Below are 20,470 nucleotides of genomic sequence, written 5' to 3' on the forward strand. Positions count from 1 at the left end.
TGCAAAGGTACGCATTGACAATGAAATTTTATAAACTTGAATACGCTGAACTCAGTGGAAGTTGGGCGATATTGAATAGGCATTGATTTACGACAAGGTTAATAGTAACTTTGATTTTAAATCGGTTTAAGAGAAAAGCTATGGATATAGAATTGGATAAAAGTTGGAAAAATCAATTGGAGCAAGAATTTGATAAGCCTTATTTTAAAAACTTGATGCAATTTGTGCAAAAAGAATATAACCAATACACGTGTTATCCTAAATTTTCTGATATTTTTTCAGCTTTTAATTATTGCGCTTTTCCGGATACCAAAGTAGTAATTATTGGTCAAGACCCTTATCATGGTCCTGAACAGGCGAATGGATTGTGTTTTTCTGTAAAAGACGGTATAAAGCATCCACCTTCGTTAGTAAACATTTTTAAGGAGATTGAAAGCGATTTAAATATTCCCTATCCTGAAAGCGGAAATCTAGAGCGATGGGCCGAACAAGGTGTTTTGCTATTAAATGCTACGCTTACGGTTAGGGCGCATGAAGCCGGAAGCCATCAAAAACAAGGTTGGGAGATTTTTACCGATGCAGTTATTTCAAAACTCTCAGAAAATAGCGAAAAAATCGTTTTTATGTTGTGGGGAGGCTTTGCAAAGAAGAAAATGAAACTTATAGATGCAGAAAAACATGTTATATTGTCATCAGGTCACCCTTCACCTTTAAGTGCCAATCGTGGATATTGGTTTGGAAACCAACATTTTTCGTCGTGTAATAAAATATTGGATGATGTATACAATAAAAGCATAACTTGGTAAGTTAGATATTTATTAGACTTTGATTGTACTTTGGGGTACAATTTTGGGTTTCTAACTTAATAACAACTCATTATGAATAATTTAGACAGGTTAAATACCATTTTGTTGGTAGATGATGACGATGCGAGCAACTTCTTACATTCCATCTTTATTAATAAATTGGATATGGATGTAAACATCAATTCTGCGTTAAATGGCCAAGAAGCCATAGACTTCATTCTCGGTAAAGGTCAAGAGCAATTAGAATTGCCATGTATGGTCATGTTGGATTTGAGAATGCCGGTTATGGATGGTTGGCAATTTATGGATGCTTACGAGGATCTTGTACCTAAAAAATTAAAAGAGCAAATCACGATAGTTCTAGTTACCATAAGTGATAACAAAGAAGATAAAGAGCGCGCAATTGCCAATAAGTATATTGCCGATTTTGCTCAAAAACCTCTTTCCGATGATACGTTTAAAGCGTTGATTCAAAAACATTTTAGCTTAGCGGCAATCTAGTTTACTTTAATATTTCTGATACGGGAACTATTTTGTCTATTAAATTTAGTTCCTTCAAAGTATGCTGAACTCTTTTCAAGGTATTTTCCGGTAGTTGCTTTTGGCTCCATTGCGTAAATTGCAACCATTCTTGTATATCCTCTAACTTTTGATGATATCTATTGGCTAAGGTAGCATCTATACTAGGTATTTGTTTGAACTCGACGGTATACATGTTAATGATTTCAAGTATATGATTCAATATACTTTCGTTTTCTTTTAAAAATGAATCAGTACCTACCAAAACGAAACAAGGCCATGGTGTAGGGCAATTACCTAAATGTTTAAAAACACCGCTATCTACTAGGGGTTTAGTGGTAAAACGTTCCCACATAAAATAATCGGCACTACCAGAAGATAAACTTTGAACGGCACCATCGAGATTGTTCACCAATTCAAATTTCAATTTTTTGATATCCCAACCCATCTCTGTGGCTTGAACGTAAGACATGAGGTGGCTTCCGCTACCATAACGACTAATAGCAGCCGTAGTATCCTTTAAATCGGTTAGCGCAGTAAAAGGTCTTTTAGCATCTACATGAATACCCCAAAGAAGGGGAGAGGCAATATATTCTTGTATAAATTTCACTTCATTGCCTTCAGTGATGCTTTTTACAATACCTTCGGTCAAGATGATTGCAAGGTCGGTATCCTTATTTTTAAGCATTTCACTCATTCTACCTGTACCTTCGGGTATTTCAGTCCATTCTAAATTAATTCCTCTTTCTTCAAAAGCCCCTTCTTCGATAGCCAAGTGCCAAGGAAGATTAAAATGTTCTGGTACACCTATAATTCTAACGGTTTTCATCTAGTTTGTTTTTAAGGTAATCGTAAATGGCATACTGAGAGCGTATACTTTCTTCATTGGGTAATTGCGCTACTTTTGTGTTGGTGTTTTCTAAGTCTAATACACGGGCTTTTTGGTTGTCATTTAACTGCAAGGTTAAAATGTGCTTTAATTCCTCAAAAATATCAGCATCTAGTATAGGCGTTAAAACCTCAATTCTTCGGTCTAGGTTACGGGTCATCCAGTCTGCAGAACCAATATACATTAATTCATCGCCTTCATTTTCGAACAGGTAAATTCTGCCGTGTTCCAAATAGCGATCTACAATACTAGTGATGTAAACATTATCTTTCATACCCTCACTAAGATCATCATTGGCGGTCAAATAGCAACAGAATCCCCTAACGATCAGTCTTACTTCTACACCAGCATTAACGGCTCGGTACAATGCCCTGATCATATCAGAATCCTCAAGGCTGTTCATTTTTGCGGTAATGGCTGCTTTTTTGCCTTCTCGTGCAGTATTTATTTCGTTTTGAATTAGATTTAAAAATGTAATTCTGGTGGTAAAAGGAGAAACCAATAAACGTTTTAGCTTTGGAACTATTATTTTTCGCTCCAAAACCTGAAAAACCTGCCCTAAATCTTTGGTTATTTTTTTGTTGGCGGTGAATAGCCCGTGATCACAATATATTTTGGAAGTTTTAGCATTGAAATTACCAGTACCTATGTATGCGTATCGTTTTACTTTGTCATCTTCATTTCTGAAAACCATTGCAATTTTAGAATGTACTTTTACTTGAGGGATACTAAAAATGACTTTGGCTCCCTTTTCCTCAAAAATGCGTCCCCATTTTATATTATTTGCTTCGTCAAACCTAGCCTGGGCTTCTACAAATAAAGTGACCTCTTTATTATTATCCAATGCAGTTAAAATAGCATCTGCTAGCGTAGAGGTTTTTGCAATACGGTAGATAGTCATTTTTATAGTGGTGACCATAGGGTCTGTAGCTGCTGCGGTCAAGAAATCTTCCACTACCTTAAAATCTTGATATGGAAAATGTACCAATTGGTCTTTTGCAGCTATGCAATCAAAGATATTTTCGGTTGTAGATAAATTTGGATGTGATAAAGCTGGTTTATCCTGATATTGTAAATGTTCCGTTCCTTCCGGAAGTGGAAAAGAAAAGAAATCAGACAAATTATGATATGCTCCACCGGGTGATAAATCAACGGTTCCCAATTTAAAATCCCTCTTCAATGATTCTAGCAACCAATTGGGCATTGCTTCGTCATAAAGTAAACGCGTTGCTTGTCCGTATAAACGTTTATCTAGCGAATTATAGATTTTTTCGACTAATTCTACATCAGAATAGTCATCTTCTAAATAGAGTTCAGCATCCCTTGAAAGTTTAATAGAATAGCAGCCAACAATTTCTTTTTGAGGTATTAATTTTTGAATATTCAATCGAATGGCATCATCTAAATAGCAAAATTGGTGTCCGGCTCCAGGTAAACTTATAAATCTGTCTTGATCTTGGGTTGGTATCTCAACAATACTATATTCTTGATTAGGGTGAGCAACAGCTAAATAAAGGGCTCCATCGGTTAATTCTAAGTTTTCTTTGTGGACCGCACAAAATTCTTCTATACGTTCGTCAAATAACGATTTTAAGAATTGCTTTTGTTCGTTGGTAAAGTTAGAGAGGTTGCGAACATATATATGATGTGTTTCCAATTCAGCAAGTGTAGCTTTGATTACATTACCAAATTCAATTTGCTGCTCATTAATTGTTTTAAGTATATGCTGTAACGTGGTGTTGGCCTTGAACATTAATTTCTTGCGAAACTTTTTATCTAAATGCTTAATTTGACGCAACTGCGAAACACGAACTTTAAAATACTCATCTAAATTGGATGAAAAAATTGCTAGAAATTTAAGTCGCTCCAATAATGGCGTGTCGGTACTTTTTGCTTCAAGCAAAACACGTTCATTAAAATAAAGCCAATTTATGTCTCTATGCTTAAAGTTGTCTTTTTTCATGATAAGGTTTGCGTAAAAATAAGAAGTACAATATCAAAATATTGTAAAAGTATGTTAAGCCAATCGGTTCAAGCAAAATTCTATTAACCAATCAACCGATTCTGTAGGCGTAACTGAAAATTCTCCTGTTGATCTATTGGCTAAAATACAATTCATAGAAACCGCCTCATGACCTAAGAGTTGTGCCAAGGCATAGATACCTGAAGTTTCCATTTCTAGGTTGGTTAATTTAAGCTCTTTGAATTTGAAGGTCGATAACTTCTCCATTAATTCCATTTGGCTAGGCTTAATTCTTAATTGGCGTTGTTGTGGACCGTAGAACCCGGTATTTGTTGCCGTGAAACCTAATCGTATACGATTATCGCTAAACAATTTGCCAAGTTTTTCTGAGTAAGAGAGTACGTATGGTCTCGCTTTATAAGAATCCCAAGAGGTATGTGCGATAAATTCATCTTCTATATCTGGAAAGTTGATTTTATCATGCTCATAAAAGTGCAATAAGCCATCAAACCCAATAGAATATTTACTGATCAAAAAAGAATCTATGGGAATATCTGGTTGTATGGCACCCGTTGTACCGATTCTAATGATATTTAAAGAAGTATGTTTTTCTTTAAGCGTTCTAGATTGAAAATCTACATTTACTAGGGCGTCTAATTCGTTTAAAACGATATCGATATTGTCTGTACCGATACCTGTAGAAATAACTGAAATGCGTTTGCCGTTTAAATGTCCCGTATGGGTGTGAAACTCACGCTTTCCTTTCTTTACTTCAATAGTATCAAAATGTTGAGATACCTGATGAACCCTATCTGGGTCACCTACAGTAATGATAGTGTTTGCAATATCTTCTGGTAGTAAGTTAAGGTGGTAGATGCTGCCATCTTCGTTGATGACTAGCTCAGCAGGCTTTAGTTGCATGCTTATAATTTTAAGATTCGGTTAGTATTGGTATTGTAAAGGAAATTGTACTTTAAAGCACCCCCTAAATACACGTCGTTGTCTTGAATACAAGAATAATAGCTGGTTTGACCATCTAAAATCTCCTTTCCTTTTTTAGAAAGACGAACAGGGTTAAGACTTGTAATTAACGGTTTCAGCCTTGTTATTGCACGGTCATATTGTGTGTTAGAAAAACCGAGGTTACCCTGGTTTTTAAGTATAACATCCATGTATTCCGTTTTTGATTTTGGTTTCCTGTCAATTGCAAGTTGTAAAATGGTATTCTCCATTTCATTTAAACCGTTGTTGATGCTAGGGAAACGTTTTAAATGAGTCTTAACGGCATCACCTAGGTAATCAAATTGATAATTTTCAAAGTCCGTTAAGTTTTCTAAACGAATAGGATTGTTGCTGCAATATAATTGCCATACATAATCTGCGTACTCCGTATCATCTTGTGACAACACCTTTTTATTGTTATATAGCCCCATTAATTGTTGGTCAGAAAGTTCGTTAAGACTATATAATTTATCGGTATTGTCTTCTTTACCGCTACAGACCAATGATATTTGGGCGTATTTTCTGTGCGTTAACAACCAGCTAATTACAGCAAGCATGTTTACCTGACAAAAAAGATCATACTCGAACCAAAGCACGATGTGGTCTTGTTGTTTGTGGCTACATAAAGACCTGTATTCTTTTAGGGTCTTTTCTATGAACCAAGATTTAGAAACCTTATAATTTTTATGAAGGAACTCAAAACGAGCTTTCCAAAAAGATTCCGTACCCACATTAGGTAGCGTTTGTCCTTCGCATAGCATTTCGCGCCATGTAATGACATCGCCATCTATTTTCAAATTTTGAAGACGTTCGGTGAAAACATCGCCATTGGTTATGTGCAAGAGAGAACTCATACCAGGTTTGTTTTAGGTTGTTTGTTAGATTAAAAATAATACTAATAACAACGTTATAAAATTATTTAACAGAAAGCAAATAGAAATTTTAAGGTAGAATTTTTAGATATTTAACCACCTACTCGCTTCACAGAAAAGCCTTTATCTTTAAGTATTGCCATAATTTTATCCCTATAATCGCCCTGAATAATAATTTTATTATCCTTAAAACTGCCTCCTACACTAAGTTTGGTCTTCAATTCTTTGGCTAGTTTCTTAAAATCTTCATCGGCGCCGTTGTATCCTTCTAAAATTGTTATCGGTTTGCCTTTACGTTTTTCATACTTGCATATAATAGGGTCATCTTGAAGCCAAATAGGGTTATCCGTTAATTTTTCAACGGGAGTTTCCTCAGCCTCATGATCGGGAAATAAGTTCTTTAACTGGTCTTTAAGATCCATAATAATTACTTTTTAATTAACCCAAGATCTATTAATCTTTCATGCAAAAATTCGCCAGCTGTAATATCTTCGTACAGCTTGGGGTGGTCTTCGTCAATGCAGTTCTCCAGGCAATTTAAAGGCATCTCACTAACAGGGTGCATGAAAAATGGAACAGAATATCTAGATGTGCCCCATAGTTCTCTTGGCGGATTAACTACTTGATGTATGGTAGACAAAAGTTTGTTGTTTGTAAGGCGAGAAAGCATGTCGCCAACGTTGATCATTAATTGATCTGGTCTAGCAATGGCATCGACCCATTCTCCGTCATGGTTTTGTACCTGCAATCCTTTTCCATGCGCGCCCATCAATAGGGTTATAAGATTAATGTCTCCGTGCGCTGCGGCTCTTACTGCGTTTTTAGGTTCAGATGTAATTGGTGGATAATGTATAGGTCGCAAGATTGAATTTCCATTTTTAATGAAATCATCGAAATAAAATTCATCTAAATTTAAATGTAAAGCCAAAGCCCTTAACACGTATCTAGCGGTTTTCTCTAGTCTTTTGTAAGTTTCTTTTCCTACTTCGTTGAATTTTGGAAGTTCTTTTACTATGACGTTTGCAGGATATTCCTTTTCTAATTCATCATTATCTTCTACATATTGTCCAAAATGCCAAAACTCTTTTAAATCGCCTTCTTTTCTACCTTTAGCGTGCTCCTTACCAAATGAAGTATAACCGCGTTGCCCACCAATACCTTCTATTTCATATCCATCTTTTACATCACTAGGTAAATCAAAGAATTCCATAATTTCCGAATATAAGGTATCCACAAATTCCTCGGATAAAAAATGTCCGCTTAATGCTACGAATCCTATATCTTCAAATGCTTTTCCAATTTCATCAATAAACTTTTGTTTTCTTTTTGGGTCTTCCGAAAGAAAATCCGTCAAATCAACACTAGGTACTAAACTCATACTTTAAAAGATTTTACGTAAAATTAATAATTATTGTCCATTTATAAGCGTTGTTATAATCGATACTTGCTATAAGCATTTTTGTTACATTTATATTTTAATAGCATAAACTGACCAGATTAATGAATTACACCGATTTTAAAGTAGCTCAAGATATTAAGTTAACACTTTATAAATCAATGCTTAAACCTCGTATGATTGAGGAGAAAATGTTGATTTTGCTACGTCAAGGCAAGGTTTCTAAATGGTTTAGTGGCATTGGTCAAGAAGCAATTTCCATAGGTGTTACTTCTGCCTTAAGTAGTGAGGAATACATACTTCCCATGCACAGAAACCTCGGAGTCTTTACGACAAGAGAGATTCCGTTGTATAGATTATTCGCGCAATGGCAGGGAAAGGCAAGTGGATTCACCCAGGGGCGAGATCGTAGTTTTCATTTTGGCACACAAGATTTTAAGATTGTAGGGATGATATCACATTTAGGTCCGCAATTAGGGGTGGCAGATGGTATAGCACTTGCACATAAATTAAAAAAGGAAAAGAAGGTTACCGCTGTATTTACAGGGGAAGGAGGAACCAGCGAAGGAGATTTTCATGAAGCGCTGAATGTGGCCTCTGTGTGGGATTTACCTGTGCTTTTCTGTGTAGAGAATAATGGCTATGGATTATCAACTCCTGTAGAAGAGCAATTTCGTTGTAAAAATATTGCGGATAAAGGTGTCGCTTACGGAATGGAATCCCATATCATCGACGGTAATAATGTCCTAGAAGTTTTCTTTAAAGTCTCTCATTTGGTTAGGGATATGAGAATAAATCCAAGACCGGTGTTGTTAGAATTTAAAACTTTTCGCATGCGAGGGCATGAAGAAGCAAGCGGAACAAAATATGTACCTCAAGAGCTTTTAGATACTTGGGCAGAGAAAGATCCCTTAGAGAATTATACCCAATATCTTATTGACGAGAAGTTGTTGACTGAAGAAAGTATAGCCAATTACAAGGCAGATATTCAGGCTGAAATAGATGAACATCTAAGAATAGCCTTTAGTGAAGATACGATTACACCTAATGAAAGTAAAGAATTAAGTGAGGTATATCAAAAATTTGATTTAAAAGAAATTAGACCAAGTAGATTTGTAACCAATATTCGTCTAGTCGATGCTATTTCTGAAGGGTTGCGACAGTCTATGAAGAAATTTGACAATCTTGTCATCATGGGGCAAGACGTTGCAGAGTATGGTGGTGTATTTAAAATAACCGACGGTTTTGTAAATGACTTTGGCAAAGAGCGCGTACGTAATACACCCATCTGTGAGTCGGCAATTGTATCGGCAGCTATGGGATTATCCATTAACGGAATGAAGGCGGTTGTGGAGATGCAATTTGCAGATTTTGCAAGTAGCGGATTTAACTCTATAGTTAATTATTTAGCGAAGAGTCATTACCGTTGGGGCGAAAAAGCAGATGTTGTAATTAGAATGCCTTGTGGTGGTGGTGTTGCTGCCGGACCATTTCATTCACAAACTAATGAAGCGTGGTTCACTAAAACTCCCGGTCTAAAAGTAGTCTATCCTGCATTTCCTTATGATGCAAAAGGTTTGTTGACCACTGCAATCGAAGATCCGAACCCTGTTCTGTTTTTTGAGCACAAGACATTGTACAGAAGTATCTATCAAGAAGTCCCTGTAGATTACTATTCGTTACCATTAGGTAAGGCAAGTCTTTTAAAACAAGGTGATCAGGTTAGCATTGTAACCTATGGTGCTGGTGTGCATTGGGCATTAGAAACTTTGGAGAATAATCCAGAAATACGAGCAGACCTTTTAGATTTAAGAACCTTACAGCCTTTGGATACCAAGGCTATTTATGATTCAGTCGTAAGAACAGGAAAATTGATTATTCTTCAAGAAGATAGCTTGTTTGGTGGTATTGCCAGTGATATTTCTGCTATGGTAATGGAAAATTGCTTTGAGTATTTAGATGGACCCATTAAAAGAGTGGGTAGTTTGGAAACTCCTATTCCTTTTGATGCTAACTTAGAACAGCAATACCTTGCCAAGTCTAGATTTGAATCTGATTTGAAGGAACTGATTGCTTACTGATTGAGTCAACTAAGCACTTCATATTCTTATAGGTCGTAAACCGGTCAACAATTTTGTTGAAAGAGGTAATAAGTAGCATTGTTTAGAGGCATCTTTGCAGTGTTATTGGTCGAAAAATTAATATTTCATAGTCCAGTAAAATACATTAAACGTATAAAGATTAAACCTAAACAATTTTATTTATGAAAAAAATAATTTTACTTTTTGCAACGGTACTTCTGGCATTTTCATGTTCAGTGTCTAAAGACGCTAGAGCAAAACGCAACCTATTAAGCGGCACATGGGCATTGAACAATGTTTCTTTTGAAGGGAATACTGGAAATGTAAAAGCTGTATTATTCAATGATGTGGAAGATATATGCCTAGAAGGCAGTGAGTGGTTCTTTCGTGATAACAATAGTACGGGTCGATATACAATTGCCCCATCAACATTTTGTACCGGTGGAGATCGTTACATTAGATGGTCTGTTGTGGAGCGTGAAGAAAACTACACCAGTCAATTGCAGTTTAAATTTATAAATGCAAAAAATCAAGATATTTCTGGAGGTGCAGGTTACCGATTAAATATTGAAAACCTAACCGAAAATGCTATGACTTTAAAATCTAATGTCATGGTAGAAGGCGCTCCGGTAAATGTCGTTTACGAATTCAGTAAAAAATAAACCTACTTAAAATTTAAAATAAGCATATGAAAACAATGATATTACGTAGAACTAGTTACTTTCTTGCTCTTGCTTTGGTCATGAGCTGTAGTACAGTAAAAAACGCAAATAAAACACAAAAAGGAGCCGTCATCGGTGCATCGGGAGGAGCAGTTATCGGTGGGGTATTGGGTAACAATGTAGGTAGCGGAAATAATACCGCACTTGGTGCTATTTTAGGAGCCGCAATAGGTGGTGCTGCAGGTGGTTACATTGGTAATAGAATGGACCGCCAAGCAGAGCGCATTGAAGAAGAAATTCCTGGTGCGGAAGTAAAACGTGTTGGTGAAGGTATTAATGTTACTTTTAATGAAGATGCCGGTGTTTATTTTGATACCAACAAAAGTAATGTGCAAGGTACATCAGCAACTACTTTGAATAAATTGGTAAGTATATTCAAGGAATATCCAAAATCAAATATTTTGGTTGAAGGACATACGGATAGTGCCGGTGCAGATGAGTATAATTTAAACTTGTCAAAGCAAAGAGCCGAATCTGTAACGAACTATTTGGTCAGTCAAGGTATAGATGCAAGCCGTTTTGATACAAAATGGTATGGAGAAGCACAACCTGTTGGAGATAATACTACTACTGAGGGTAAAGCTAAAAATAGACGCGTAGAGTTGGCAATTGTTGCTAGTGAGTCTTTAAAACAAGAAGCACAAACACAAACTAACTAAGAAGCATAAATTTAGTATTGAGTTAAAATTAAAGCCCTGCATTTGCGGGGCTTTTTTGTTTTTGGTGTAACTTCCATGCAGTGAAAGAGCATGGCATACTAATTATTGGAGGTGGATTGGCAGGTTTGACTGCTGCTATTCATTTGGCTTTGGAAGGATTGAATGTCGCCGTTATTGAAATGCAGCAATATCCACATCATAAGGTTTGCGGTGAATATGTATCTAAAGAAATTGAACCGTATTTAAAACGATTAGGAGTTGACTTAAAGGCTAATGGGGCTAAGGATATTTCACAATTTCAAATAAGTACAGCAGACGGATATATTGCCGAGACCGATTTACCCTTGGGCGGATTTGGTATAAGTAGATATGCGCTTGACCAATTGTTATACTTAAGAGCACAGGAACTTGGTGTACGGTTTTATTTTGAAAAAGTGATTGAAACAGTTTTCAAAGAAAACATTTTTACCATCAGAACTAAGTTTGGATGCTATTCTTCTAAAATAGCCATAGGTGCATATGGTAAACGTTCTGTTATTGATAAAACTTTAAATAGAGACTTCAGTAAGAAAAAGCAATCTTGGTTAGCGGTTAAGGCACATTATGAACTTGAAGATTTTCAAGAAGATGTAGTGGCTTTACACAATTTTAATGGTGGTTATGGCGGACTATCAAAAACGGAAACCGGAGCGGTCAATTTTTGTTATCTAGTTAATTATGAAAGTTTTAAAGAATACAAGGATATTCAAAGTTTCAATACCGCTGTGGTTGCTGAAAACCCATATTTACAAGAGTTTCTGTCAAATGCAGCTCCTATTTTTGAGAAACCTATGACCATTGCTCAAATAGCCTTTGACGAAAAAGATAACGTGGTAGATCACATGCTAATGTGTGGCGATACGGCAGGGCTTATACATCCACTTTGTGGTAATGGTATGGCCATGGCTATTCATAGTGCAAAAATAGCTTCAGAGTTGATTTTAAAATATGTTAACGAATCTGGTTATAATCGCAATGAATTGGAAATAGATTATAAAAAGGCTTGGTCAAAAGCTTTTGGTAAACGTTTGTGGTTCGGTAGAAAATTACAGAGCATTTTAATGAATAAGAGATTAGTATCCATGGGAATTAAATCCGTCGGAAAATCGAAATCATTATTGAAGTTTATTATTTCTAAAACCCATGGAGAACTAATATCATAATGGTAGATTTTACGCAAAGAAGTAGTGAAGTGGAGATTATGGATACCTTTTCAGGTACCACTGATGAGTTGGAAACGATATTACAAGACATTAATAGGGTAAATAGGTTGCTTGGGGGCTATAGTATTACCTTAGATGCTGTATTTGAGTTACTTGAAAAGGAAGGTGAAGAATCGTATACGATTTTAGACATGGGTTGTGCGGAAGGAACTATGCTTAGAAAGCTAGCTGAACAAGCAAGAAAGCGGAATGTAGCCCTTAAATTGATTGGTGTAGATTTTAATGAACAGGGCTTACAATTAGCAAAGCAATATTCGGCGGATTACCCTGAGATTAGTTACATGAATACCGACATCTTAAGTGCTGATTTTTCTGGATGGGATGTTGATGTGGTAATGACGACTTTGACCTTGCATCATTTTTCGGATGAAGGCGTAATTAAGTTTGTGAATCGGTTCGTAGATATCGCAAAACTAGGGGTGGTCATAAATGATTTGGAGCGTAGTCCCATAGCCTATTATTTATTTAAAGCATTCAGTTTCTTTTTCATTAAAACGAAGATTGCAAAGAAAGACGGACTGTTATCCATCCGTAGGGCATTTAAAAAAGAAGAATTACAGCATTTTGCTACCCAGGTTACCAATGCATCTCATATCATTAAATGGAAATGGGCTTTTAGATATGTATGGATTTTAAAAAATAAATAGGTAGATTGAAGATTAAGAATAACTATGAATCATACAAGAATTGTTAGTGTTACCAAAGAACTGCCACCGTATTCTAGAGATACCAAGGATATTATACCGCTTGTAGAATTCTGGCTAAGCGGACAAGAGGAGCGTTTCTCTAGAAAGGTCGTAAAGATTTTTGAGGGTGCTGCTGTAGATAAGCGGTATTCTATTATGCCACCTGAAGACGTATTCATAACGACTTCCTTTGAAGATAAAAACAAAGTTTACAGTAAGCAAGCTAAGCGCATGGGTGCCAATGTACTCAGAAACGCATTAAAGAAAAGTGATTGGGATGCGTCTTCAGTCGATTATATTATTACGGTAAGTTGTACGGGCATTATGATTCCGTCCTTAGATGCCTATTTGATAAATGAATTGGGAATGCGGCAAGATGTGGTTAGGCTTCCTGTAACGGAGATGGGTTGCGCAGCTGGCGTATCGGGACTTATTTATGCCCATAACTTCTTAAAATCAAATCCTAGTAAGCGTATCGCATTAGTTTCTGTTGAGAGTCCCACAGCAACATTTCAGTTACAAGACTATTCAATGGCGAATATGGTGAGCGCCGCTATTTTCGGTGATGGGGCAGCCTGCGTGTTGTTGTCCTCTGAAGAAGATGCTGTAGGTCCCAAGATAATAGGAGAAGAAATGTATCATTTTAAGGATGCTACACAAATGATGGGATTTGATTTAACCAATCATGGTTTAAAAATGATTCTTGATCCGGCGGTACCAGAAACGATTTCTAATCATTTTGCCGATATCGTACATCCGTTTTTAGAAAAGTATGGAAGTGATATCAAAAAAGTGGACCATTTAATTTTTCATCCTGGCGGAAAAAAGATAGTACAAACAGTAGAATCGCTATTTGGTGCTTTAGGTAAAAATATTGATGATACCCGTGAGGTATTACGTCTTTATGGTAATATGAGCAGTGCTACTGTTTTGTACGTCTTAGAGCGTTTTTTAGAAAAAAACATAGCAGCAGGTGAGCAAGGTTTGATATTGAGTTTTGGTCCCGGTTTCTCGGCACAACGGGTATTGATAGAGTGGTAGTATAATCAAAGAACAATTATGAAAAATACCTATTGGGCTTTAATATTAGGAGGAAGTAGTGGACTTGGTCTGGCTACGGCAAAGAAATTAGCAAGTCACAGCTATCATATTATAATCATGCATCGTGATCGCCGTGCGGCAATGGATGAGATAGAAAAAGATTTTGATGAAATTCGCTCTTACGGAAATGAGTTGATAGCAATGAATGTAGATGTATTGAATGCCGATAAACGGGCAGCTATCATTTCAGATATGCAGCAACAGTTACCGGAAAGGCATCAGATAAAAGTGATGATACATAGTGTTGCAAAAGGAACGTTGAAGCCCATGTATTCAGAAAATAGACCAACTTTGGTCGATACCGATTTTAGAATCACTTTTGATGCTATGGCCTTGAGTTTGTACGATTGGACCAAAGCACTGGCAATGGCTGATTTGTTTGCTGATGATGCTCGCATTATATCATTTACAAGTGAGGGGAATACAAAAGCATTACCAAATTACAGTGCAGTTTCAGTGGCTAAAGTAGCCTTAGAGGCATTGACCAGAAGTATTGCTTTGGAGTTTGCGCCAATGGGTATAAAGGCAAATTGCATACAAGCAGGTATTACTATGACAAAGTCTTTATCTATGATTCCCGAGTACGAGAAAATAAAAGAAAATGCATTAAAAAGAAATCCGCAGAACAGACTGACTATGCCCGAAGACGTTGCAAATGCAGTGTATTTGTTAACTATGGATGAAGCAAAATGGATTACGGGAACCGTCATAAAAGTTGATGGCGGCGAAAGTTTGATGTAATTTTTATAGCTGATGAAAGAGTCTTATAATTGGATATTGAATCGTTTACCCTACACGGAACCATTTCTTTTTGTAAATGAGATTTTGCATGTAGATGCTAAAGGCGCTGAGGGTACTTATAGGTTTTCACCCGATGCAGATTTTTATAAAGGTCATTTCAAAAACAATCCTGTTACACCGGGAGTGATTTTAACCGAATGTTGTGCACAAATCGGTTTGGTATGTTTGGGTATATATCTATTAGGGAAAAAGTCTGAGATAGGGAATATGGCGATAGGTATGAGCAGCTCACAAATGGAATTTTTGCAACCTGTTTTTCCTGGTGAACGTGTTAAGGTGGTTTCGGAATTAGTCTACTTTAGATTTCAGAAAATAAAATGTGAAGTAAAAATGTATAATGAAGACGATAAACTGGTCTGTAAAGGAGTTTTAGCGGGCATGATAGGTATAGCAAATGAATAGACGCGTTGTAATTACGGGGTTGGGCGTATGTGCACCAAACGGAGTAGGACTTACTGATTTTACAACTGCTTTGCTAGATGGTAAAAGCGGATTACGGCATCAACCCAATTTAGAGAAGCTTGGTTTTGGTTGTCAAGTAGCGGGAGAACCTTTGGTAAAAGATAAGCTTATAGATAATTACTTTACGCCTTTAGAGCGCAGAGGGCTGAATGCAACGGGAATCGTGTATGGTGTAATCGCTGGAATGGATGCTTGGAAAGATGCCGGTTTAGAGAAAAATACAACAGATGAGTCAAGTTGGGACCGCGGAATCATTTTTGGAACGAGCATTTTAGGCGTCGATAAATTTAGGGAAGCCATTCATTTAATTGATGAGGGCAATGTACGTAGGCTTGGCAGTACTTCGGTAACACAGACTATGGCAAGCGGCATAAGTGCCTATTTAGGTGGTTTGTTAGGTTGCGGAAATCAAGTTACCACGAACTCCGCAGCATGTACCACGGGTACCGAGGGTATACTAATGGCTTATGACCGAATTAGTCAAGGGAAAGCTGAAATTATGTTGACAGGTAGTTGTAGTGATAGTGGACCGTATGTATGGGGTGGTTTTGATGCGATGCGAATTTTACCTCGCGGATATAACGACAATCCAACCAAGGCAAGTAGACCTATGAGTGCAACAGCTGGCGGATTCATCCCTGGTAGTGGAGCAGGAGCATTGGTATTAGAGTCCGTGGAAAGCGCAGAAAAGCGCGGTGCCCATATCTATGCAGAGGTAATGGGAGGAGAAATCAATAGTGGCGGACAAATTGGGCAAGGGTCCATGACCGCACCAAATAGTATGGCGGTGCAACGTTGTATTAGAAATGCCATAATCCATTCAGGAATTGAAGCTTCTGATATAGATGTTATTAACGGTCATTTGACCGCAACATCTAAAGACGGACTAGAAATAGAAAATTGGAGTAAAGCGTTAGGCAGAGCACATGAAGATTTTCCGTACATCAATTCATTTAAAGGTTCGGTGGGTCATTGTTTGGCTGCCGCTGGTAGTATTGAAAGTGTTGCTTCCATATTACAGTTTAAAGAGCAGGTAGTTTTTAAGAATGTGAACTGTGAAGATATTCATCCGGAGATTTCAAAGCTGATATCAGAATCTTGCATCCCACGGAAAACAAAAAAATATACTCCCAAAGTAATCGCAAAAGCTAGTTTTGGATTCGGGGATGTAAATGCTTGTGTTATATTTAAGGCATTTAATAAAGATTAATAAAAACATAATTATACCAAATAGTATTTTTAATTGAATTTATATATGTTTAAAGAAGAAAAATACCAAAAATTGAAAGAGATTATTAAAATCTATCTTCCCGAAGACGTTGCAATTACTGACATTGAACAGGAAAGTCACTTCATGAACGATTTAAACATCAACTCTGCAAATCTTGTCGATATTGTGCTCGATGTAGAAGATGCTTTCGACATCCGTCTAGAAAATGAAGACATGGAAAAAATGCAAACAGTAAATGATGCCATGGCAATTATCGACACCAAGCTATTGGAAAAATAAAACTTTTGAGTTCTTATGGAAATCTATGCTTTATCCTTAATTAGTACAGAGGCTAGTATACCTGCAACTAATGAAACTGAGATTACGGTCAATGAAACCCATTCAGGTAAATGTATATAATTGGAGAACAACATCTTCAACCCTACAAAAGCGAGAATGACTACCAAACTGTAGTTGATATACTTAAATTTCTCTAGCATTCTTGAAATTAAAAAGTACATAGAACGCAATCCTAAAATAGCCAATATATTAGAGGTAAATACGATAAAAGGATCTGCGGTAATGGCTAGAATTGCAGGTATGCTATCCAAGGCAAAAAGTATATCGGTAAGTTCAATAACAATAAGGGCTACAAATAGGGGAGTAGCAGCATTAAGTCCCATTCTTTTTACAAAGAAATCATGACCGTGCATAGTCGTAGTAACCGGGTATATTTTTTTTATCTGCTTAAATACAAAAGAGTCTTTCGGATCAAAATCATCGTCATCACCCTTTAACATATTAAATGCGGTATAAAGCAAGAATACCCCGAATACATAAATAATCCATTCAAACTTGGTAATAAGTGCCACACCAAAGAATATCATTAAAGCCCTAAAGACAATAGCACCTAAAATTCCCCAAAATAACACGCGGTGCTGGTATAATGGCGGAATCTTAAAAGAAGAAAATATCACTGCAATAACAAAAACGTTGTCTACACTAAGAGAAAGTTCAATAAGATACCCTGTAATATATTTTAATACAGCGTCGTTGGGAGTCAGTCCCGTTGGGTTGGCAACAATCCCAGCATCAAAAACCCAATAGATTATGCCGCTGAAAGCAAAAGCCACAGTTACGAAAATAGCGGTCCAGATTCCGGCTTCCTTAGACTTTATAACATGTTCATCCTTGTGAAAAACACCCAAATCCAAGGCAAGGAAAATAAGAACAAATGCAATAAAAGCGATCCAGACTATCATAGAATTTTTTTGAAGTTGCAAAGGTATTAAAAATTGACTTTAACAATTCCATTTCTTAAAAATGTTCAACTATTATAAATCAATATTTAAATATTTCTTTTTGGATGACAAATATCGAATAGATAAATATATTTCATTAATGTAATCCTGTAATAATTTAATCTTAAAAATTGAAGCTATAAATTGATGGTAGTACTGCTAAAATGTAGATATAAGCATTATTTTGTCAACTTTAAAGTAGACAACATAATACGTAAGTTTTTTCAACGTATTGATAATCAATAGGTTTTAAGCCCTAAAAATGTAATAAATGTATTCTGTCGGATAAAGGACATTTTTTACTCGATGAAGTGCAATTTTATTTTGAAATCAAGAGAAGTATAATTTTTTTGTCTTAAATTTAGGGTAGAACAAGCTATTAAAATGAAAAAACTAACCATTTTTTGTGGTTTTTTGCTATGCCTTATTTTGGGTTTGCAAAAAGCTCACGCACAAGATTCCTTAAAGTCAGATGCAAGGGTAAAACAACGGATGCTTTTGAATCAGTTTGAAACTGATTATGTATTAACTGCTTCTGAAAGAGTAGCTTTAAGGCAAAGTCGTTTGGCACATCAATACCGAATGAAAGAAATTCTAGATTCTATTGATATATCTGATGCAAGAAGAAGGCGTTTAATTCAAGAATTGAAAAAGAATCCATTCTCAGAACGGGTACAATCTGTAATTGCGAACCATACTGATTCGGAGGATAAGATGGAACAATAAAAAAAATGCAGTCTAATGAGACTGCATTTTTGCTTTTCTTTTTTCTAATTGTCTTTTTAAATCTTCAATAGAGGAAGCAATTGCTGCTTCAAAACTATCTGAAGACGACTGTGCAAATAGGCGAGGACCCGGAGCACTCAAACGTATGTTGCACACCATACCTGAATCTGGAGAAGAGGTGTTTTCTTTCTTAAAGAAAACATCTGATCTAACGATAAAATCGAATTTATCCAATAATTTCTCTAATTTCTCAGCAGCCATTATCTCTAATCGGTTGCTTGCTTTAACATCATCGTATTCAAAATTAATATTCATAGGCTAAAAGTTTAGTTTAAGGTACTCATTTCAACAATATATTACAATTAAAAAAAACTTAATATTAATCGTTGTAAAGGTTAAGTTTTATTAACCCTTTTGTTTTTAAAACGTTAGCTAAATGGCGTTTATTTTAAAGTAAAGTTAAACTTACGAAAACATGGTTTAAATATAATCCTATTTTCTTATCTTGAAGTAAATTCTTACAATTTTTTAAAATTGATTGCTATGGAGAATATAAAAGATAAATCTACCTGTTTAGGAAAAGTGGAACGTTGTAAAAATACTATCCACCATTTTAAAACTAGGGTAGAATCTTATTTATATGAACCAACTACAGTAGCATTATTTGAAACCAAAGCGTATTTAAAGAGTAGGATTTCGAAACTCTCTCAGGCGAATAAGTTACTTTTAGAATATTTGAAGTCCACAAATGAAATTTTACCTGAACAGTTTAAAATGGTGAATTATCATATTCGAGAAACTTCAGAACTAGAATTTGATTTTATGGAATATACCTTGAAATTCAGAAAACCAATGCAGGCAAAACAGTCCGTTTAAATACCTATTTCTTAGGTAATTGGTAAAAGATATAATTATTTCTCTATTACATGCTTGTTTATGTATCATTTTAAAATAATGTTACTAATTTAGACCTAGAACATTAATGAATTTGATATGAAAAGTTTTATGCGGCTAGCTATTTGCTGCACATTTTTCTGTACTACTTTGTCGTACGCCCAATCGAAAGATTCTACCACTACAAAGCCCAATGAAGAAGACGAAGGTCCGGTAATGTTTCAGTTCGAACCTAATTATGAAACTGCTGTAATGCTGCAAAGAGAGGCGTTAAAGCAAAAGATTAAAGGATTGGATACTTTAAATATATCTGACCGAAAGCGTCAACGTATGATCAAGGCATTATATAAAGAATCTAGAACTGTTGACTTTAAGAGATCGGTTTTGGTAAATACAGAATTTGAAGAAGAAGAATTTGAAGATTGAAATTTATCTTCTGGCATAGATTTCGTGGTGTAGAAAGAGAATGAACACATCGTATTTATGAAAACTCCACTTTTATTATTTAGCGTCTTTTTTATGTTATGCAGTTGCAAGTCGTCAAAAACGATTATTAGCGATTCACACCCTATTCATGCTTTAGTTTCATCGAAAAGTTTTGAATTTACGGCTACTTCTGCAAATCCGATGGTAACACAAGGTATGGCTGCAATTGCTAATGGCGGACTTGTTCCTCCTGGTAGTACTATTTCACGCATAGATTTAACAGGTACCGGTAATTTTTTAGAGATAGAAGGTGATAGTGTATCGGCTAATTTACCTTATTTTGGTGAGCGTCAATTTGGAGGTGGTTATGGCTCTGCTACAGGAATAGAGTTCAACGGACTTCGGGAGAATTATGTTCAAGAATTCAATACAGATAAGCAAAAGTATACCATCAGCTTTCAAATAAATAATTCATCAGACAGGTATATGGTGTATGTAGATATCTTTCCCAATTTGTCTTGTGTAATTTCTGTGAATATGGCAAATAGAAATTCGATTCAGTATAACGGTAGTGTAAATGCTATTGATAAAGGGCAATAACCTGTTTAAAACTAGTAATTTACCCGTATTTTTCCTCCAATAATGTTAAGAAGCGCCTAAAAACGGAAGGTTTTACTATAATCTTCGTTATT

Annotated in this window: 24 protein-coding genes; 16 read left to right on the forward strand and 8 right to left on the reverse strand. The window is 35.9% G+C overall.

All coding sequences use genetic code 11. The features are described from left to right. Window positions 1-140: 140 nt before the first annotated feature. Both SJY30_RS04190 and SJY30_RS04195 read left to right on the forward strand, forming a co-directional pair. The gene (locus SJY30_RS04190) at window positions 141-806 is read left to right on the forward strand and encodes a uracil-DNA glycosylase (RefSeq protein WP_396634347.1); all 666 of its coding nucleotides are present in this window, start codon (window positions 141-143) and stop codon (window positions 804-806) included. Between the two features lie 72 nt (window positions 807-878). Next, entirely contained in the window at window positions 879-1,307 is a 429-nt protein-coding gene (locus tag SJY30_RS04195; protein WP_396634348.1) for a response regulator, read from the forward strand. A gap of 1 nt (window position 1,308) precedes the next feature. Here the strand turns inward: SJY30_RS04195 and SJY30_RS04200 are convergent, their stop codons facing one another. The 6 genes from SJY30_RS04200 to SJY30_RS04225 all read right to left on the reverse strand — a co-directional run bounded on the left by SJY30_RS04200 (window position 1,309) and on the right by SJY30_RS04225 (window position 7,429). Then, entirely contained in the window at window positions 1,309-2,154 is an 846-nt protein-coding gene (locus SJY30_RS04200) for a substrate-binding domain-containing protein (RefSeq protein WP_396634349.1), read from the reverse strand. Continuing rightward, the gene (gene ppk1, locus SJY30_RS04205; RefSeq protein ID WP_396634350.1) at window positions 2,141-4,177 is read right to left on the reverse strand and encodes a polyphosphate kinase 1; all 2,037 of its coding nucleotides are present in this window, start codon (window positions 4,175-4,177) and stop codon (window positions 2,141-2,143) included. The genes SJY30_RS04200 and ppk1 overlap by 14 nt, the downstream gene beginning before the upstream one ends. 54 nt (window positions 4,178-4,231) lie before the next feature. Next, complete coding sequence (locus tag SJY30_RS04210) at window positions 4,232-5,098, reverse strand: nucleoside phosphorylase (protein WP_396634351.1); 867 nt, start codon at window positions 5,096-5,098, stop codon at window positions 4,232-4,234. A 2-nt stretch (window positions 5,099-5,100) separates the two neighbouring features. Beyond that, on the reverse strand, window positions 5,101-6,033 hold the full coding sequence (locus SJY30_RS04215) for a DUF1835 domain-containing protein (protein WP_396634352.1): 933 nt from the start codon (window positions 6,031-6,033) through the stop codon (window positions 5,101-5,103). Between the two features lie 110 nt (window positions 6,034-6,143). Next, window positions 6,144-6,473 (reverse strand): translation initiation factor, encoded by a 330-nt coding sequence (locus tag SJY30_RS04220; protein WP_396634353.1) that lies wholly within the window; start codon window positions 6,471-6,473, stop codon window positions 6,144-6,146. Window positions 6,474-6,478: 5 nt separating this feature from the next. Continuing rightward, window positions 6,479-7,429 carry an isopenicillin N synthase family dioxygenase gene (locus SJY30_RS04225; protein ID WP_396634354.1) on the reverse strand — a complete coding sequence of 317 codons (951 nt, stop codon included), beginning with the start codon at window positions 7,427-7,429 and terminating at the stop codon, window positions 6,479-6,481. 122 nt (window positions 7,430-7,551) lie between these two features. On the opposite strand from SJY30_RS04225, the gene SJY30_RS04230 reads away from it, so the two are divergent. The 10 genes from SJY30_RS04230 to SJY30_RS04275 all read left to right on the forward strand — a co-directional run bounded on the left by SJY30_RS04230 (window position 7,552) and on the right by SJY30_RS04275 (window position 16,731). Further along, window positions 7,552-9,528 carry a thiamine pyrophosphate-dependent enzyme gene (locus SJY30_RS04230; RefSeq protein WP_396634355.1) on the forward strand — a complete coding sequence of 659 codons (1,977 nt, stop codon included), beginning with the start codon at window positions 7,552-7,554 and terminating at the stop codon, window positions 9,526-9,528. A gap of 182 nt (window positions 9,529-9,710) precedes the next feature. Next, on the forward strand, window positions 9,711-10,190 hold the full coding sequence (locus SJY30_RS04235; protein ID WP_396634356.1) for a lipocalin family protein: 480 nt from the start codon (window positions 9,711-9,713) through the stop codon (window positions 10,188-10,190). Window positions 10,191-10,216: 26 nt separating this feature from the next. Continuing rightward, the gene (locus tag SJY30_RS04240) at window positions 10,217-10,909 is read left to right on the forward strand and encodes an OmpA family protein (protein WP_396634357.1); all 693 of its coding nucleotides are present in this window, start codon (window positions 10,217-10,219) and stop codon (window positions 10,907-10,909) included. A gap of 80 nt (window positions 10,910-10,989) precedes the next feature. After that, window positions 10,990-12,111 carry an NAD(P)/FAD-dependent oxidoreductase gene (locus SJY30_RS04245; RefSeq protein WP_396634358.1) on the forward strand — a complete coding sequence of 374 codons (1,122 nt, stop codon included), beginning with the start codon at window positions 10,990-10,992 and terminating at the stop codon, window positions 12,109-12,111. Beyond that, on the forward strand, window positions 12,111-12,818 hold the full coding sequence (locus tag SJY30_RS04250) for a methyltransferase domain-containing protein (protein ID WP_396634359.1): 708 nt from the start codon (window positions 12,111-12,113) through the stop codon (window positions 12,816-12,818). The genes SJY30_RS04245 and SJY30_RS04250 overlap by 1 nt, the downstream gene beginning before the upstream one ends. 24 nt (window positions 12,819-12,842) lie before the next feature. Next, entirely contained in the window at window positions 12,843-13,898 is a 1,056-nt protein-coding gene (locus SJY30_RS04255) for a type III polyketide synthase (RefSeq protein ID WP_396634360.1), read from the forward strand. Between the two features lie 18 nt (window positions 13,899-13,916). Then, window positions 13,917-14,699 (forward strand): SDR family oxidoreductase, encoded by a 783-nt coding sequence (locus SJY30_RS04260; RefSeq protein ID WP_396634361.1) that lies wholly within the window; start codon window positions 13,917-13,919, stop codon window positions 14,697-14,699. Between the two features lie 12 nt (window positions 14,700-14,711). After that, a complete protein-coding gene (locus SJY30_RS04265) occupies window positions 14,712-15,161 on the forward strand; it encodes a 3-hydroxyacyl-ACP dehydratase FabZ family protein (protein WP_396634362.1) in 450 nt (149 codons plus the stop codon). Further along, window positions 15,154-16,431 carry a beta-ketoacyl-[acyl-carrier-protein] synthase family protein gene (locus SJY30_RS04270; RefSeq protein WP_396634363.1) on the forward strand — a complete coding sequence of 426 codons (1,278 nt, stop codon included), beginning with the start codon at window positions 15,154-15,156 and terminating at the stop codon, window positions 16,429-16,431. The genes SJY30_RS04265 and SJY30_RS04270 overlap by 8 nt, the downstream gene beginning before the upstream one ends. A gap of 45 nt (window positions 16,432-16,476) precedes the next feature. Then, window positions 16,477-16,731, forward strand: coding sequence for an acyl carrier protein (locus SJY30_RS04275; protein ID WP_396635307.1), 255 nt, complete (start codon window positions 16,477-16,479; stop codon window positions 16,729-16,731). Window positions 16,732-16,754: 23 nt separating this feature from the next. On the opposite strand, the gene SJY30_RS04280 is transcribed toward SJY30_RS04275, so the two are convergent. Continuing rightward, window positions 16,755-17,693 carry a TerC/Alx family metal homeostasis membrane protein gene (locus SJY30_RS04280; RefSeq protein WP_396634364.1) on the reverse strand — a complete coding sequence of 313 codons (939 nt, stop codon included), beginning with the start codon at window positions 17,691-17,693 and terminating at the stop codon, window positions 16,755-16,757. A 423-nt stretch (window positions 17,694-18,116) separates the two neighbouring features. On the opposite strand from SJY30_RS04280, the gene SJY30_RS04285 reads away from it, so the two are divergent. After that, complete coding sequence (locus tag SJY30_RS04285; protein ID WP_396634365.1) at window positions 18,117-18,458, forward strand: hypothetical protein; 342 nt, start codon at window positions 18,117-18,119, stop codon at window positions 18,456-18,458. A gap of 12 nt (window positions 18,459-18,470) precedes the next feature. Here SJY30_RS04285 and hpf read toward each other — a convergent pair whose 3' ends face one another. Then, window positions 18,471-18,773, reverse strand: a complete 303-nt coding sequence (gene hpf / locus SJY30_RS04290) for a ribosome hibernation-promoting factor, HPF/YfiA family (protein WP_396634366.1) — start codon at window positions 18,771-18,773, stop codon at window positions 18,471-18,473. Window positions 18,774-19,001: 228 nt separating this feature from the next. Here hpf and SJY30_RS04295 point away from each other — a divergent pair, with 228 nt between their 5' ends. The 3 genes from SJY30_RS04295 (at window position 19,002) to SJY30_RS04305 (ending at window position 20,378) form a co-directional block, all read left to right on the forward strand. Further along, the gene (locus SJY30_RS04295; RefSeq protein ID WP_396634367.1) at window positions 19,002-19,334 is read left to right on the forward strand and encodes a hypothetical protein; all 333 of its coding nucleotides are present in this window, start codon (window positions 19,002-19,004) and stop codon (window positions 19,332-19,334) included. 117 nt (window positions 19,335-19,451) lie between these two features. Further along, window positions 19,452-19,778, forward strand: coding sequence for a hypothetical protein (locus tag SJY30_RS04300; protein ID WP_396634368.1), 327 nt, complete (start codon window positions 19,452-19,454; stop codon window positions 19,776-19,778). 57 nt (window positions 19,779-19,835) lie between these two features. Then, entirely contained in the window at window positions 19,836-20,378 is a 543-nt protein-coding gene (locus tag SJY30_RS04305; RefSeq protein ID WP_396634369.1) for a DUF4251 domain-containing protein, read from the forward strand. Window positions 20,379-20,470 lie beyond the last annotated feature (92 nt).

Source organism: Maribacter sp. R86514, assembly GCF_044597005.1.
Classification (GTDB): domain Bacteria; phylum Bacteroidota; class Bacteroidia; order Flavobacteriales; family Flavobacteriaceae; genus Maribacter.